This is a genomic window from Rhodanobacter sp. UC4451_H18 (genome assembly GCF_052978225.1).
Window position 1 is genome coordinate 415935 of the sequence record NZ_CM129663.1, and the last position, 14228, is coordinate 430162.

Here is a 14228-nt window from a genome sequence, read left to right on the forward strand (position 1 = left end):
CGGATGACCACATCCGCCGATACCCACGATTCCATCCGCGCCGTGCAGTGGCAAGGCGATTACCTGCGCCTGCTCGACCAGCGCCTGCTGCCGGGCGAGGAACGCTGGATCGACTGCCGCGATGCGGCCCAGGTCACCCAGGCCATCCGCGACCTGGTCGTGCGTGGCGCGCCGGCCATCGGCATTGCCGCCGCCTGGGGCGTGGCGATGGCGGCACAGCAGGGCGTTCCGCTGGAACCGGTACTGGCGCAGTTGCGCGCGGCCCGGCCCACGGCAGTGAACCTGATGTGGGCATTGGACCGGATGAAAAAACGCATCGCTGCCGGTGCCGATGCCGGTGCGCTGTTGCACGAGGCGCAGCTGATCCAGGACGAGGATCTGGCTGCCAATCGCCGCATGGGCGAGCTCGGTGCAGCACTGATCGCGCCGGGCTCGGGCGTACTGACCCATTGCAACACCGGTTCGCTGGCCACCGCCGGTTACGGTACCGCGCTCGGGGTGATCCGCGCCGGCGTCGCCGCAAACCGGATCGCGCGCGTCTATGCCGGCGAGACGCGTCCGTGGCAGCAAGGCGCGCGGCTGACCATGTGGGAACTCGTACGCGAGGGCATCCCCGCCCGGCTGATCGCCGACTCTGCCGCCGCGCACCTGATGAAATCCGGCGCCGTGCAGTGGGTGATCGTCGGTGCCGACCGCATCGCGGCCAACGGCGACACCGCCAACAAGATTGGCACCTACCAACTGGCGATCAGCGCGAAATACCATGGCGTCAAGTTCATGGTGGTGGCGCCGTCGTCGACGGTGGACATGGCGACCGCCAACGGCGAGGAGATCGAGATCGAGCTGCGCGACCCGGCCGAGCTTCTGTCCAGCGGGGGCAGGCGCGTGGTGGTGGAGGGAGCGCAGGCATGGAATCCGGTTTTCGACGTCGCACCCGCCGAGCTGATCGACGCGATCGTCACCGAGCGCGGCGTGATCGAGCGACCTGACACCCTGTCGATGCAGGCCTTGTTCGGCCATTGATTCCCCGGGTTCCGATGCGGCATTCGGCCGTCCTCGCGGCGCTTGCCGTGTTCGTCCGCTGGTTGCCGAGACGACCTCGCTGGGGGCCGGCGCGTCCGGCGCGCTGCTCAATTCTTGAGCACATTTCCGATGGCCTCGTGCCGGTCTCGCGATGGCAATACAAGTCATTGATTTCAAAAGCTTAAAACCTGTCATTTTGCAGCCATCCATGCTACAATCCAGCGGTTCATTTCGGGTCGCTCGCGCACGCGCTTGAGACGCGGCGCCAGCGTCCTTTTTTTGTCTCCAGGGAAGCCAATCCATGGCAGAAACCGCCAAAGAAATCATTCGCGTCAACATCGAAGACGAGATGCGGCAGAGCTACCTCGATTACGCGATGAGCGTGATCATTGGCCGCGCGCTTCCCGATGTACGCGATGGACTCAAGCCGGTGCATCGTCGCGTATTGTTCGCGATGAACGAACTCGGCAACGTGTGGAACAAGCCGTACAAGAAGTCGGCCCGCGTGGTCGGCGACGTCATCGGCAAATACCATCCGCACGGCGACCAGTCGGTGTATGACGCGATCGTGCGCCTGGCGCAGCCGTTCTCGCTGCGCTACATGCTGGTCGACGGCCAGGGCAACTTCGGCTCGGTCGACGGCGACAGCGCCGCCGCCATGCGTTACACCGAGGTGCGCATGTCGCGGCTCAGCCACGAGCTGCTGGCCGACATCGACAAGGAAACCGTCGACTTCGGCCCGAACTACGACGAGAGCGAGCACGAGCCGCTGGTGCTGCCCACGCGCGTGCCGAACCTGCTGGTGAACGGTTCGGCCGGCATCGCGGTCGGCATGGCCACCAACATCCCGCCGCACAACCTCAACGAGGTAATCGCGGCGACCATCGCGCTGATCGACGAGCCCGCGCTGTCGATCGACGAATTGATGCATTACATCCCGGGCCCGGACTTCCCGACCCACGGCATCATCAATGGCTCCTCCGGCATCATCGAGGCCTATCGCACCGGTCGCGGCCGCATCCTGGTGCGCGCGAAGGCGGAGATCGAAACCGAGTCGAACGGCCGCGAGACGATCATCGTCCACGAGCTGCCGTACCAGGTGAACAAGGCGCGGCTGATCGAAAAGATCGCCGAGCTGGTCAAGGAAAAGAAGCTCGAAGGCATCAGCGAGCTGCGTGACGAGTCCGACAAGGACGGCATGCGCGTCGTCATCGAGATCCGCAAGGACGCGATGGGCGACGTGGTGCTGAACAACCTGTTCCAGCAGACCCAGTTGCAGGTCACCTTCGGCATCAACATGGTGGCGCTGCTGGACGGCCAGCCGAAGCTGCTGAACCTCAAGGACATCCTCGAAGCGTTCATCCGCCACCGGCGCGAGGTGGTCACCCGCCGCACCATCTTCGAGCTGCGCAAGGCCCGCGCCCGCGCGCACATCCTCGAAGGCCTCACTGTCGCACTGGCCAACATCGACGAGATGATCGAGCTGATCAAGACTTCGGCGTCGCCGGCCGAGGCGCGCGAGCGCATGCTGGCCAGGAAATGGCAGCCGGGCGTGGTCGGCGCGCTGTTGTCGGCGGCCGGCGCCGGTGCCTCGCGACCGGAGGACATGGACCCGCGCGATGGCCTGAAGGCCGATGGCTACCAGTTGTCCGACGTGCAGGCGCAGGAAATCCTGGCGATGCGGCTGCACCGCCTTACCGGCCTGGAACAGGAAAAGCTTTCCGACGAGTACCGCCAGATCCTGGAAACCATCCGCGGCCTGATCGAGATCCTGGAGAACCCGGACCGCCTGCTGCAGGTGATCCGCGAGGAGCTGGAAGCGATCAAGGCCGAGTTCGGCGACGCGCGTCGCACCGAGATCCAGCATTCGCAGGAGGACCTCAACGTCCTCGACCTGATCGCCCCGGAAGACATGGTGGTCACGCTGTCGCACACCGGCTATGTCAAGCGCCAGCCGGCCAGCACCTACCGCTCGCAGCGGCGCGGCGGCAAGGGTCGCTCGGCCTCGGCGCTGAAGGACGAGGACGTGGTCGAGCAGCTGTGGGTGGTCAACACGCACGACACCCTGCTCACCTTCACCAGCACCGGCCGCGTCTACTGGCTCAAGGTCTACCAGATTCCCGAGGCCGGTCCCGGCGCGCGCGGCAAGCCGATCATCAACCTGCTGCCGCTGGGCGAGGGCGAAAAGGTGCAGGCGGTGCTGCCGATCCGCGAGTATGCGGAAGATCGCTTCGTGTTCTTTGCCACCAAGCACGGCACGGTGAAGAAAACCCCGCTGACCGAATTCGCGTTCCAGCTGCAGAAGGGCAAGCTGGCGATCAAGCTGCACGACGACGACGCACTGGTCAACGTCGAGCTGACCGACGGCGACAGCGACATCCTGCTGTTCGCCTCCAACGGCAAGGTCAATCGTTTCGACGAGAACACCGTGCGCTCGATGGGCCGCACCGCCGCGGGCGTACGCGGCATGAAACTGGTCGGCGGCGCCGAGGTGGTATCGCTGATCGTGGCGGCGGAAGGCGACATCCTCACCGCCACCGCGCGGGGCTACGGCAAGCGCACCGAACTGGCCGAGTTCACCAAGAAGGGCCGTGGCACGCAGGGCGTCATCGGCATCCAGTGCTCCGAGCGCAATGGCGCGCTGGTCGGCGCGGTGCAGGTCACCGAGGCGCACGAGCTGATGCTGATCTCCGACCAGGGCACCCTGGTGCGCACGCGCGTGGCGGAAGTCTCGCAACTGGGCCGCAATACCCAGGGCGTCACCCTGATCAAGCTGCCCGCCGACGAAACGCTGGTCAGCGTGATGCGGCTGGACGCGGAAGAGGACAACGGCGACGAGGCCGTCGTCGAGTCCAGGGATGCGCCGGTCGGCGAAGCGGGTGAGGGCGCCACGGGAGACGCTTCCGCGGGCGAGTGATCCCGCTGTGGTGAAACGAACAGGCCCCGGCATGGCCGGGGCCTGTTAGCGTTCATGGCATGCCGCGCGTCGGTCAGCGGTGGTCCAGCGTGACACCGGTCAGCAGGCCGCGGGCCAGCATGCTGCATTGACGCCGGTGCACCAGAAGCTGCCACTGGCGTCCGCCGACCTGGCGCCACAGCACCGCCGAGCGCACCGCGGCGAGCAGGTTGGCGCGCACTTTCTCGACCACGGCCGATTGCTGCAACTGCTGCGGATTTCCGCTGACCATTACCCGCGGCCGCAAGGTGGACAGCGTGGAGGCATACAGCTCGGCGAGACGGCCGCTGACCTGGCTCGAATCCTGTCCGAAATGCTCGACCTGGCGCTGCGCCGCCTGGATGCCCTGCTGCAGCTTCTCCAGCAGCTCCGGGCGGCCGGCAAGGCTGCGTTCCAGCCGCATCACGGTGACCACCATGCGGGTAACCGACATGTCGCGATCGCTCTCGTCGAGCTGGGCGACCAGGTTGCGCAGGCCGAGTCGCACGCCCGAGACGCCACCGTACACGGCCACCACCGAGGGCGCGTCGATGCGGAAGATGCTGGCCACGCCCGCCTGCATGGCGATCTCGTCGCAGCGTCCGTCGTTGGCCAGTTGCTGGGCCAGCGAGCAGGCCTGAAACAATCCGGCCAGGGCGAGTACGCGTTCCTCGTTCATGCCTAGGGTTTCAAACACGGATTTGCGATTCCTTGAGTTGCGCTGTGGTGGTGAGTGTGAAGGCTGGCAGCAAGCCGCCGTAGGCGGCATCGGTTGCCATGATCACCGCGCCGCCGAGACAGACCTCGCCAGCGTAGAAAACGACCGATTGACCCGGCGTGACGGCACGCTGCGGCACATCGAACGTGACGGCAAGACCGGTCTCGCCGACGCTGACCGAGCACGCCTGGTCGGTCTGACGGTAGCGCGTGCGCGCCGTGCAGCGAAACTCGGTGCCCGGCGGCTCGCCGGCGATCCAGTGTGGTGCCTCGGTATGCAATCGCCGCGACAGCAGCCAGTGGTTCTCGCCGCCCTGGGCGACGACCAGCACGTTGGCCGCCACGTCCTTGCCCACCACGAACCAGGGCTCGCCGCTGGCGCCATGCCGGCCGCCGATGCCGAGTCCGTTGCGCTGGCCCAGGGTGTAATACATCACGCCCTGGTGTTCGCCGACCCGCCGGCCGTCGGGCGTGCGCGTCTCGCCCGGGCGTGCGGGAATGTACTGCGCCAGGAAGCTGCGGAAGTCGCGCTCGCCGATGAAGCAGATGCCGGTGGAATCCTTCTTCGCATGGGTCGGCAGCGCCGCCTCGCGGGCCAGTTCGCGCACGCGCGGCTTCTCGATCCCGCCCAGCGGAAACAGCGTGGCGGCCAGTTGCTGCTGGCCCAGCGCATGCAGGAAATAACTCTGGTCCTTGGCCGCGTCCGTCGCCCGCAGCAGCCGGTGGCGTCCGTCCACGCAATCGACGCGGGCGTAATGGCCGGTGGCGATCTTTTCCGCGCCGAGCATGCGAGCCTCGTCGAGGAAGGTCTTGAACTTGATCTCGCGATTGCACAGCACGTCCGGGTTGGGGGTGCGGCCGGCGCGGTATTCGGCAAGAAAGTGCTCGAACACGCCATCCCAGTACTCCGCCGCGAAATTGCGCGCGTGGAACGGGATGCCCAGGCGGCCACAGACCGCCACCGCGTCCTTGCGATCCGCGTCGCTGGTGCACGGACCGTCGCGGTCGTCCTCTTCCCAGTTCTGCATGAACAGGCCTTCGACCTCGTGGCCCTGCCGTTGCAGCAACAAGGCAGCCACCGACGAATCGACACCGCCGGAGACGCCCAGCATCACCTTCATCCGCGCGACCCTCCCGGCACCCAGCTCAGGCTGGCCAACGGCAGTCGCTGGCCGGCCAGCCAGGCGTCGATGCTGGCCAGCACCAGCGGGCTGCGCAGGCGCTCGCCGAGGCCGGCGATTTCGTCGCGAGTCATCCACAAGGCGCGGCGGATACCGGTGTCCAGCGGCCGATCGGCGTCGTGCCCGAGTGCCCGGGCGGCGAAACTGAAGCGGATCACTGCCTCGCCGTGCTCGCTGCTGCGCCATTGCTGCACGCCGATCAGGTGCTGCGGCTCGACCGTCCAGCCGGTTTCTTCCAGGGTCTCGCGCACGGCCGCGGCGGCCAGCGTTTCGCCGTCCTCCAGGTGCCCGGCCGGCTGGTTGCAGACCAGTCGACCGGCAACCTCCTCCTCCACCATCAGGTAGCGCCCGGCCTCAGCCACCACGCACGCCACGGTGACGTGCGGGCGCCAGATCTCGGGGCGGGGCTTGGGGTCGGCCATGAAAATTCAGGGGTGGAAAAGTGTCCATTGTGCCACTACCTGCAGTAAACGCCGACGCGCCGGGCACGATTGGCGGCGGCGTATACTTCAACCGAAAGCGAATGCCTCCCACGACACCATGGCCAACGAAAACGAACACGAACAAGACAGCGGCCGCGGCCTGGCGCTGGAAACCGCCAAGCCGGAAGTGGCACGACCGCCGCTGTTCCAGGTGCTGCTGCTGAACGACGATTTCACACCGATGGATTTCGTGGTGGAGGTGCTGCGCAATTTCTTTACCCTGGACCAGGAACAGGCGGTGCAAATCATGTTGCACGTGCATACCCGCGGACGCGGCGTGTGCGGCGTGTTCACGCGGGAAGTGGCAGAAACCAAGGTCACCCACGTCAACGAGTATTCCCGCTCGCACCAGCATCCGTTGTTGTGCACTATGGAAAAGCTCTGAACGCCCCCATTTCGTGCCCATCGCGGCGCTGAAGGCCGCCCAACAAGCTAGCGGAGACGATCCGAATGTTCAGCAAGGATCTGGAAGTCACCATCGGCCACTGCTACAAGCAGGCCCGCGAACAGCGTCATGAGTTCATGACGGTGGAACACCTGCTGCTGGCGCTGACGGAGAACCAGTCGGCGCTCGGCGCATTGCGCGCCTGCGGCGTCGACCTGCCGCGCATGGCCGGCGAGCTGACCCGCATCATCGGCGAGACGGTGCCGGTGCTGCCGCCGGGCGACGAGCGCGACACGCAGCCCACGCTGGGGTTCCAGCGGGTGCTGCAGCGCGCCGTCTACCACGTGCAGTCGTCCGGCCGAAAGGAGGTCACCGGCGCCAACGTGCTGGTGGCGATCTTCGGCGAGAAAGACTCGCATGCGGTGTTCTTCATGCACCAGCAGGAGATCACCCGGCTCGACGTGGTCAACTACATCTCCCACGGCATCGCCAAGATCGGCGACGAGCCGGCGGCCGGCGTGTCCGGCGGCGAGCGCGAAGGCGAGGAGGGCGGCGAGCCCAAGGGCAACCCGCTGCACGAGTTCGCCAGCAACCTCAACGAACTGGCGCTGGAAGGCAAGATCGACCCGCTGATCGGGCGCGCCGACGAGATCGAGCGCACCATCCAGGTGCTCTGCCGCCGGCGCAAGAACAATCCGCTGTATGTCGGCGAGGCCGGCGTGGGCAAGACTGCGCTGGCCGAGGGCCTGGCCAAGCGCATCGTCGACGGCGAAGTGCCCGAGGTGCTGGAGAGCGCCACGATCTGGGCGCTGGATCTCGGTGCCCTGGTGGCCGGTACCAAGTACCGTGGCGATTTCGAGAAGCGCCTGAAGAGCGTGATCGCGCAGCTCAAGAAGCAGCCCGGTGCGATTCTGTTCATCGACGAGATCCACACGATCATCGGCGCCGGCTCCGCCTCGGGCGGCACCATGGATGCCTCGAACCTGATCAAGCCGATGCTGGCCTCGGGCGAACTGCGCTGCATCGGTTCGACCACGTTCCAGGAATACCGCGGCGTGTTCGAGAAGGACCGTGCGCTGGCCCGCCGCTTCCAGAAGATCGACGTGGTCGAACCGACCGTGGCCGACAGCGTGGAGATCCTCAAGGGCCTGCGTTCGCGCTTCGAGGAACACCACCATGTCGCCTACACCAACGACGCGCTGAAGGCGGCCGTCGACCTGTCGGTGAAGCACATCCCCGACCGGCTGCTGCCGGACAAGGCGATCGACGTGATCGACGAGGCCGGCGCACGCCAGCGACTGCTGCCGGAAGACAAGCGCACCGGTACCGTGGACGTCAGCGAAGTCGAGTACATCGTGGCCAAGATGGCGCGGATTCCGGAGAAGCAGGTCTCCGCCTCCGATCGCGACGTGCTGCGCAACCTCGAGCGCAACCTCAAGATGGTGGTGTTCGGACAGGATCCGGCGATCGAGGCGCTGGCCGCGTCGATCAAGATGGCCCGCTCGGGTCTGGCCGATCCGTCCAAGCCGATCGGCTGCTTCCTGCTGGCCGGCCCCACCGGCGTGGGCAAGACCGAGGTGACCAAGCAACTGGCGATGCAGCTCGGCATCGAGATGATCCGCTTCGACATGTCCGAATACATGGAAGGGCATTCGGTGTCGCGCCTGGTCGGTGCGCCTCCGGGTTACGTCGGCTTCGACCAGGGTGGCCTGCTGACCGAGGCGGTGACCAAGCATCCGCACGCGGTACTGCTGCTCGACGAGATCGAGAAGGCCCACCCGGACGTGTTCAATATCCTGCTGCAGGTGATGGATCGCGGCGTGCTCACCGACACCAACGGTCGCGAGGCGAACTTCAAGAACGTGGTGGTGGTGATGACGACCAACGCGGGTGCGGCCATTGCTTCCCGCCGCACCATGGGCTTCGTCGAGCAGAAGCACGAATCCGATGCGATGGAAGTGATCCGCCGCATCTTCACGCCGGAGTTCCGCAACCGGCTGGATGCGATCATCCAGTTCGACTCGCTGGATTTCGAGCACATCCTGCGCGTGGTGGACAAGTTCCTGATCGAACTGGAAAGCCAGCTGACCGAAAAGAAGGTGAGCCTGGACGTGGGTGCCGATGCCCGCCGCTGGCTGGCCGAGCACGGCTTCGACCCGCAGATGGGTGCGCGGCCGATGGCGCGGGTGATCCAGGAGAAGGTGAAGCGCGCGCTGGCCGACGAATTGCTGTTCGGCAAGCTCACCGATGGCGGCGTGGTCACGCTGAGCGTGGCCGATGGCGAGCTGAAGGTCGAGTGCAAGGCCGCCGCCAAGCTGCCGGCCATCGTCGAATGATGCCCGGCTGATGCTGGTGTCGGAAAAGCAAAAGCGGCGCCTGGCGCCGCTTTCTGCTTTCTGCTTTCCTCGATGCCGCCCTGCGGGGCGGCCTACTTCATGCGATAAGTGATGCGACCCTTGCTCAGGTCGTACGGGGTCATCTCGATCTTGACCTTGTCGCCGGTGAGGATCCGGATGTAGTGCTTGCGCATGCGCCCGGAGATGTGCGCGATCACCACGTGACCGTTCTCCAGCTGCACGCGGAACATGGTGTTGGGCAGGGTCTCCTGGACCGTGCCTTCCATTTCGATGACGTCGTCTTTGGCCATATGTCCCGGGCTTCACGCGCAGCCGAGATGGCTGCGTAAGCCGTCGATTATGCCACGAATGGCGGCGTGGTTAAAGAATCATCAAGGCCGTCGCAAGTTCAGGCAAACAGCTCCTCCAGCTTGCGCCGGATCTCCTGTTCGATCATGCCGGTCAGCGGCGTCAGCATCATGCCCAGCCTCGCCTGCACGTCGATTGCCTCGCGCTCCACGGCAATGGAACCGGTGACACCGGGGCGCGAGAAACCCAGGGTGTCGCCTTGCCAGTCGCCGGCCAGGCCGAACTTCTCGTGCATGCGCGCGGCCACCTGTTCGACGCGGGCGCGGGCCTCGGCGATCGACAACTGGTGGGCGCGGCGAATATGGATGCTCGGCATGGCATGCTTCCGGCAAAGCGGCCATCTTACTGCGATGCAGGCGCATGGTAGAGTCTCGCGATTGATCGACCTGGCACGCCATGCGCATCGAATTTCCCAATGCCGCTCGCGAGGATTTCCGCTGGACGCAGGCGCGACTATGCATCGGCAGCGACGCCGCCAATGACCTGGTGCTGGCCGCCGGCCAGGCGGCCGCGCGGCACGTTCGCATCGAGCAGGATCGTCGCGGCTGGGTGCTCCAGGTGCTGCCCTCGGCCGACCGCATCTACGTCAACGCCAGGCCCGTGCGCGAGCGTGCGCTGGTGCGTCCGGGCGACGTCGTCAGCATCGGCGATTGCCGCATGTTGCTGCGCGACGACGACGATCCCGCGCTGCGTGAGCCGCGTCAGGTCCCGGCGCACGAACGCTGCATCGTGGCGCTGCGCGCGGTCGCCGGACCGCTGTCCGGGCGGCTGCTGCCAGTGCAGGATGGGCTCGAGTTCGGTCCCGCCGGCCGTTGCCTGCCGGGCCTGCCGGCGGGCGAGGCGGTGGGCTTGCGCATCGGCTGGCAGGAGGGCCGGCTGATGCTGGAGTCGACCCTGCCCTCGGCGCGGCATCCGTTGCGGGTGAACGGCGTCGCGACGCAATGCGTGGCGCTGCAGGACGGCGACCAGATTGGCGTGGCGATGCACCGCTTCGTACTCGAGGCTCCCGGCATGGAACCCGAACCGGAACCGGTCGAATCCGCGCCGCGGGCGGCGCCCTTGCCCGAGGCAGCGGCCGGGCCTTCCGGCGAGGTGTGGTGGCTGATCGCCACGGCTGCCGCGCTGGCGCTGGCCATCGCCTTGGTGCTGCTGGTGCGCTTCTGAGCACTGGTTGACGAAAGCATGTTGCGCCGCGGCATAATGCGGAACAACCTCGACGCCGCAGGAAACCCCGTGAGCAGAGTCTGGAATTTCAGTGCCGGTCCCGCCGCGCTGCCGCTGGCCGTGCTCGAACGCGCCCGCGACGAGCTGACCGACTGGCAGGGCAGCGGCGCTTCGGTGATGGAGCAGTCCCATCGCGGCAAGCGCTTCATCGCCATGGCCGCGCAGGCCGAAGCGGACTTGCGCGCGCTGGTGGGTATCCCTGCTGACCATGCCGTGCTGTTTCTGCAGGGCGGCGCGACGCAGCAGTTCGCCCAGATCCCCATGAACCTGGCGGGCGAGGGCGAAAGCGCCGACTACATCGACAGCGGCCACTGGAGTACCAAGGCGATCAGCGAGGCAGCGCCGTACGTGCGGGTCAACGTGGCCGCCAGCGCGAAGGCCGCCGGCTATCGGCAGCTGCCGCCGCGCGAAAGCTGGCAGCTCGATCCGCGCGCCGCCTATGTGCACTACACGCCGAACGAAACCATCCACGGCGTGGAGTTCCCCGACGTGCCCGAGACAGGCGAGGTGCCATTGGTCGCGGACATGTCCTCCAACATCCTGTCCGCGCCACTGGACGTGCGCCGATTCGGCCTGGTCTATGCCGGCGCGCAGAAGAACATCGGCCCGTCCGGACTGGTGCTGATGATCATCCGTCGCGACCTGCTCCAACGAGCGGGCCGGCCGATGGCGCGGATCTTCCGCTATGCCGACCATGCCGCGGCCGACTCGATGTTGAACACCCCGAACACCTGGGGCTGGTATCTTGCCGGGCTCACTTTCCAGTGGCTGCTGGCGCAGGGCGGGCTGGCCGCGATGGGTGCAGCCAACCGCGCCAAGGCCGACTTGCTGTACACGAGCATCGACGGCTCCGGCGGCTACTACCGCAACCCGGTGGAGCCGGCCGCGCGTTCGCGCATGAACGTGCCATTCACCCTGCATGACAGTGCGCTGGATGCGCCATTCCTGCAGGAGTCCGAGGCCGCCGGGCTGCTTGCGCTGAAGGGGCACAAGGCAGTGGGCGGGATGCGCGCATCGCTGTACAACGCCGTGCCGCTGGAGGCGGTCGAGGCGCTGGTCGCTTTCATGCGCGACTTCGCCACGCGCCATGGTTGAACATCATTCGCGGAGCATGGGATGCTCGCGTGCAAATGGACTTCTTTCCATCCAGACGGCCAAGGCATGAACGACCCCAAGACTCCGCTTAGCGAGATGCGCGAGCGCATCGACAGCATCGACCGGCAGATCCAGCAGCTCATCTCCGAGCGCGCCAACCATGCCCGCACGGTGGCGAAGGTGAAGGGCGAGGGGCTTTCGGCGATCGACTACTACCGCCCCGAGCGCGAAGCGCACGTGCTGCGCATGGTGGTGGACCGCAACCAGGGGCCGCTGTCCGATGCCGAGATGGTGCGCCTGTTCCGCGAGATCATGTCCTCCTGCCTGGCGCAGGAAGACCCGTTGAAGATCGGCTTCCTCGGCCCGGAGGGCACCTTCAGCGAACAGGCCGTGCGCAAGCATTTCGGCCATGCCGCCTACGGCCTGCCGCTGGGCAGCATCGAGGAAGTGTTCCAGGAGGTCGCCGCCGGGCACGCCGATTTCGGCGTGGTGCCGGTGGAGAACTCGGGGCAGGGCATGATCCAGGTGACGCTGGACATGTTCCTCACTTCCGAGGCCACCATCTGCGGCGAGATCGAGCTGCGCGTGCACCAGTGCCTGCACTCGCGCAGCGGCAGGCTGGAAGACGTGCATCGCATCTACGCACATGCTCAGTCGCTGCAGCAGTGCAAAACCTGGTTGCGCATCAACCTGCCCGACGTCGAGTGCATCGCGGTGTCGAGCAATGCCGAGGCGGCTCGGCTGGCGTTGCATGCCGATGACGTTGCGGCGATCGCCGGCGAAAGCGCAGGCAAGGTCTATCGGCTGAAGACGGTGGCGCAGGGCATTGAGGACCGCGCCGACAACACCACGCGCTTCCTGGTGATCGGCCGCACGCTGTTCCCGCCTTCGGGCAACGACCGCACCTCGCTGCTGGTCACGGTCAACGACAAGCCGGGCGCACTGTACGACGTGCTCAGCCCGTTCGCGAAGCATGGCATCAGCCTGAACCGGATCGAGTCGCGCCCGGCGCACACTGGCAAGTGGCAGTACGCATTCTTCATCGATGTGTCCGGCCACATTGACGACGATGCGCTGCAGGCCGCCGTGCGCGACATCGGCGAGTCGGCCGCGTCGATCCGCGTGCTCGGCTCCTACCCGGTGGCCTTGCCTTGAGCGCACGGCTGGACTGGCTCAGCGGCGCAGGTGGCCCCTTGCACGGCAGCGTCGCCGTGCCGGGCGACAAGTCGATCTCGCATCGGGCGCTGATGCTGGCGGCCATCGCCGAGGGGCGTTCGCATATTCGCGGCTTTCTCGAGGGTGAGGACACGCGCGCCACGGCCGCGGTACTGGCCCAGCTCGGCGTGCGCATCGAAATCCCGACGGAGGGTGAACGCGTCATTCACGGCGTCGGCCTGCACGGCCTGCATGCCGCCACGCAGCCGCTGGACTGCGGCAATGCCGGTACCGGCATGCGTCTGCTCGCTGGCTTGCTCGCGGGGCAGGCGTTCGACAGCGTGCTGGTGGGCGATGCTTCGCTGTCGAAGCGACCGATGCGCCGGGTGACCGACCCGCTGACACGGATGGGTGCGCGCATCGACAGCCAGGACGGCCTGCCGCCCCTGCGGCTTCACGGCGGCAACACCCTGCGCGGCATCCGCTACGAGTTGCCGGTGGCCAGCGCCCAGGTGAAGTCCGCCCTGCTGCTGGCCGGCCTGTATGCGCAAGGCACGAGCGAGATTCTCGAACCGCACCCGACCCGCGACTACACCGAACGCATGCTGGCCGCGTTCGGGTGGCCGATCGAGTTCACGCCGGGTCGTGTCCGGCTCGACGGTGGCCACGCCTTGCGTGCGGTCGACGTCGAGGTGCCGGCGGACTTCTCGTCGGCGGCATTCTTCCTGGTTGCCGCCAGCATCGTGCCGGGTTCGCAGCTGCGCCTGCCGGGGATAGGCCTCAATCCACGCCGCACCGGCTTGCTGCAGGCACTGCGCCTGATGGGCGCAGACATCGTGGTGGAGCAGGAACGCGAGGCCGGCGGAGAGCCGGTGGGCGATCTGGTGGTCCGCCATGCGCCGTTGCATGGCATCGAGTTGCCCGTCGCGCTGGTGCCGGACATGATCGACGAACTCCCCATCCTGTTCATCGCTGCTGCCGCGGCGTCGGGACGCACGGTGGTCCGCGGCGCGGCCGAGTTGCGGGTGAAGGAATCCGACCGCATCGCCACCATGGCGACGGGCATGCGCGCGCTGGATGTGGCGATCGAGGAGACCCCGGATGGCGCGGTCATCGACGGCGGCCCGATCGGCGCCGGCACGGTGGAAAGCCTCACCGACCATCGCATCGCGATGAGCTTTGCGGTGGCCGGCTTGCGCGCGACCGGGCCGGTGCGGATCAACGACTGCCGCCACGTGGCCACCTCGTTCCCGGGCTTTCGCGCGCTGGCCAATGGCTGCGGGTTCGCCCTGCGCGAGATGTGCTGAACCCGTCGCGACACTCGTT

13 protein-coding genes are annotated in these 14228 nt (G+C 66.8%); 8 read left to right on the top strand and 5 right to left on the bottom strand.

The genetic code is table 11. The features are described from left to right. Positions 1-3 precede the first annotated feature (3 nt). Together mtnA and gyrA are read left to right on the top strand one after the other, a co-directional pair. Positions 4-1023: an S-methyl-5-thioribose-1-phosphate isomerase gene (gene mtnA / locus ACVCMG_RS02090; RefSeq protein ID WP_447114767.1), complete on the top strand. Its 1020-nt coding sequence runs from the start codon at positions 4-6 to the stop codon at positions 1021-1023. A 301-nt stretch (positions 1024-1324) separates the two neighbouring features. Beyond that, complete coding sequence (gene gyrA / locus ACVCMG_RS02095) at positions 1325-3940, top strand: DNA gyrase subunit A (RefSeq protein WP_447114768.1); 2616 nt, start codon at positions 1325-1327, stop codon at positions 3938-3940. Between the two features lie 73 nt (positions 3941-4013). On the opposite strand, the gene hflD is transcribed toward gyrA, so the two are convergent. Genes hflD through ACVCMG_RS02110 form a run of 3 tightly spaced genes read right to left on the bottom strand, consistent with a single transcriptional unit; the run spans position 4014 to position 6278 of the window. Then, a complete protein-coding gene (hflD, locus tag ACVCMG_RS02100; RefSeq protein WP_447115384.1) occupies positions 4014-4637 on the bottom strand; it encodes a high frequency lysogenization protein HflD in 624 nt (207 codons plus the stop codon). Positions 4638-4647: 10 nt separating this feature from the next. Continuing rightward, positions 4648-5796 (bottom strand): tRNA 2-thiouridine(34) synthase MnmA, encoded by a 1149-nt coding sequence (mnmA, locus tag ACVCMG_RS02105; RefSeq protein ID WP_447114769.1) that lies wholly within the window; start codon positions 5794-5796, stop codon positions 4648-4650. After that, positions 5793-6278, bottom strand: a complete 486-nt coding sequence (locus tag ACVCMG_RS02110) for an NUDIX hydrolase (protein ID WP_395118568.1) — start codon at positions 6276-6278, stop codon at positions 5793-5795. The genes mnmA and ACVCMG_RS02110 overlap by 4 nt, the downstream gene beginning before the upstream one ends. A gap of 118 nt (positions 6279-6396) precedes the next feature. Between ACVCMG_RS02110 and clpS the strand changes: the two genes are divergently transcribed. Both clpS and clpA read left to right on the top strand, forming a co-directional pair. After that, positions 6397-6723 (top strand): ATP-dependent Clp protease adapter ClpS, encoded by a 327-nt coding sequence (clpS, locus tag ACVCMG_RS02115; protein ID WP_395118566.1) that lies wholly within the window; start codon positions 6397-6399, stop codon positions 6721-6723. A 65-nt stretch (positions 6724-6788) separates the two neighbouring features. Then, complete coding sequence (gene clpA / locus ACVCMG_RS02120) at positions 6789-9059, top strand: ATP-dependent Clp protease ATP-binding subunit ClpA (protein ID WP_447114770.1); 2271 nt, start codon at positions 6789-6791, stop codon at positions 9057-9059. Between the two features lie 92 nt (positions 9060-9151). Here the strand turns inward: clpA and infA are convergent, their stop codons facing one another. Together infA and ACVCMG_RS02130 are read right to left on the bottom strand one after the other, a co-directional pair. Continuing rightward, on the bottom strand, positions 9152-9370 hold the full coding sequence (infA, locus tag ACVCMG_RS02125) for a translation initiation factor IF-1 (RefSeq protein WP_007081871.1): 219 nt from the start codon (positions 9368-9370) through the stop codon (positions 9152-9154). Between the two features lie 98 nt (positions 9371-9468). Beyond that, the gene (locus ACVCMG_RS02130; protein WP_395118562.1) at positions 9469-9744 is read right to left on the bottom strand and encodes a polyhydroxyalkanoic acid system family protein; all 276 of its coding nucleotides are present in this window, start codon (positions 9742-9744) and stop codon (positions 9469-9471) included. Between the two features lie 80 nt (positions 9745-9824). Between ACVCMG_RS02130 and ACVCMG_RS02135 the strand changes: the two genes are divergently transcribed. From ACVCMG_RS02135 to aroA, 4 genes are all read left to right on the top strand, one after another. After that, a complete protein-coding gene (locus ACVCMG_RS02135) occupies positions 9825-10592 on the top strand; it encodes an FHA domain-containing protein (RefSeq protein ID WP_447114771.1) in 768 nt (255 codons plus the stop codon). Positions 10593-10661: 69 nt separating this feature from the next. After that, positions 10662-11747 carry a 3-phosphoserine/phosphohydroxythreonine transaminase gene (gene serC, locus ACVCMG_RS02140; RefSeq protein WP_447106130.1) on the top strand — a complete coding sequence of 362 codons (1086 nt, stop codon included), beginning with the start codon at positions 10662-10664 and terminating at the stop codon, positions 11745-11747. Positions 11748-11813: 66 nt separating this feature from the next. Continuing rightward, the gene (gene pheA / locus ACVCMG_RS02145; protein WP_395118556.1) at positions 11814-12902 is read left to right on the top strand and encodes a prephenate dehydratase; all 1089 of its coding nucleotides are present in this window, start codon (positions 11814-11816) and stop codon (positions 12900-12902) included. Next, the gene (gene aroA, locus ACVCMG_RS02150) at positions 12899-14209 is read left to right on the top strand and encodes a 3-phosphoshikimate 1-carboxyvinyltransferase (RefSeq protein WP_447106129.1); all 1311 of its coding nucleotides are present in this window, start codon (positions 12899-12901) and stop codon (positions 14207-14209) included. Before pheA ends, aroA begins: the two co-directional genes overlap by 4 nt. Positions 14210-14228 lie beyond the last annotated feature (19 nt).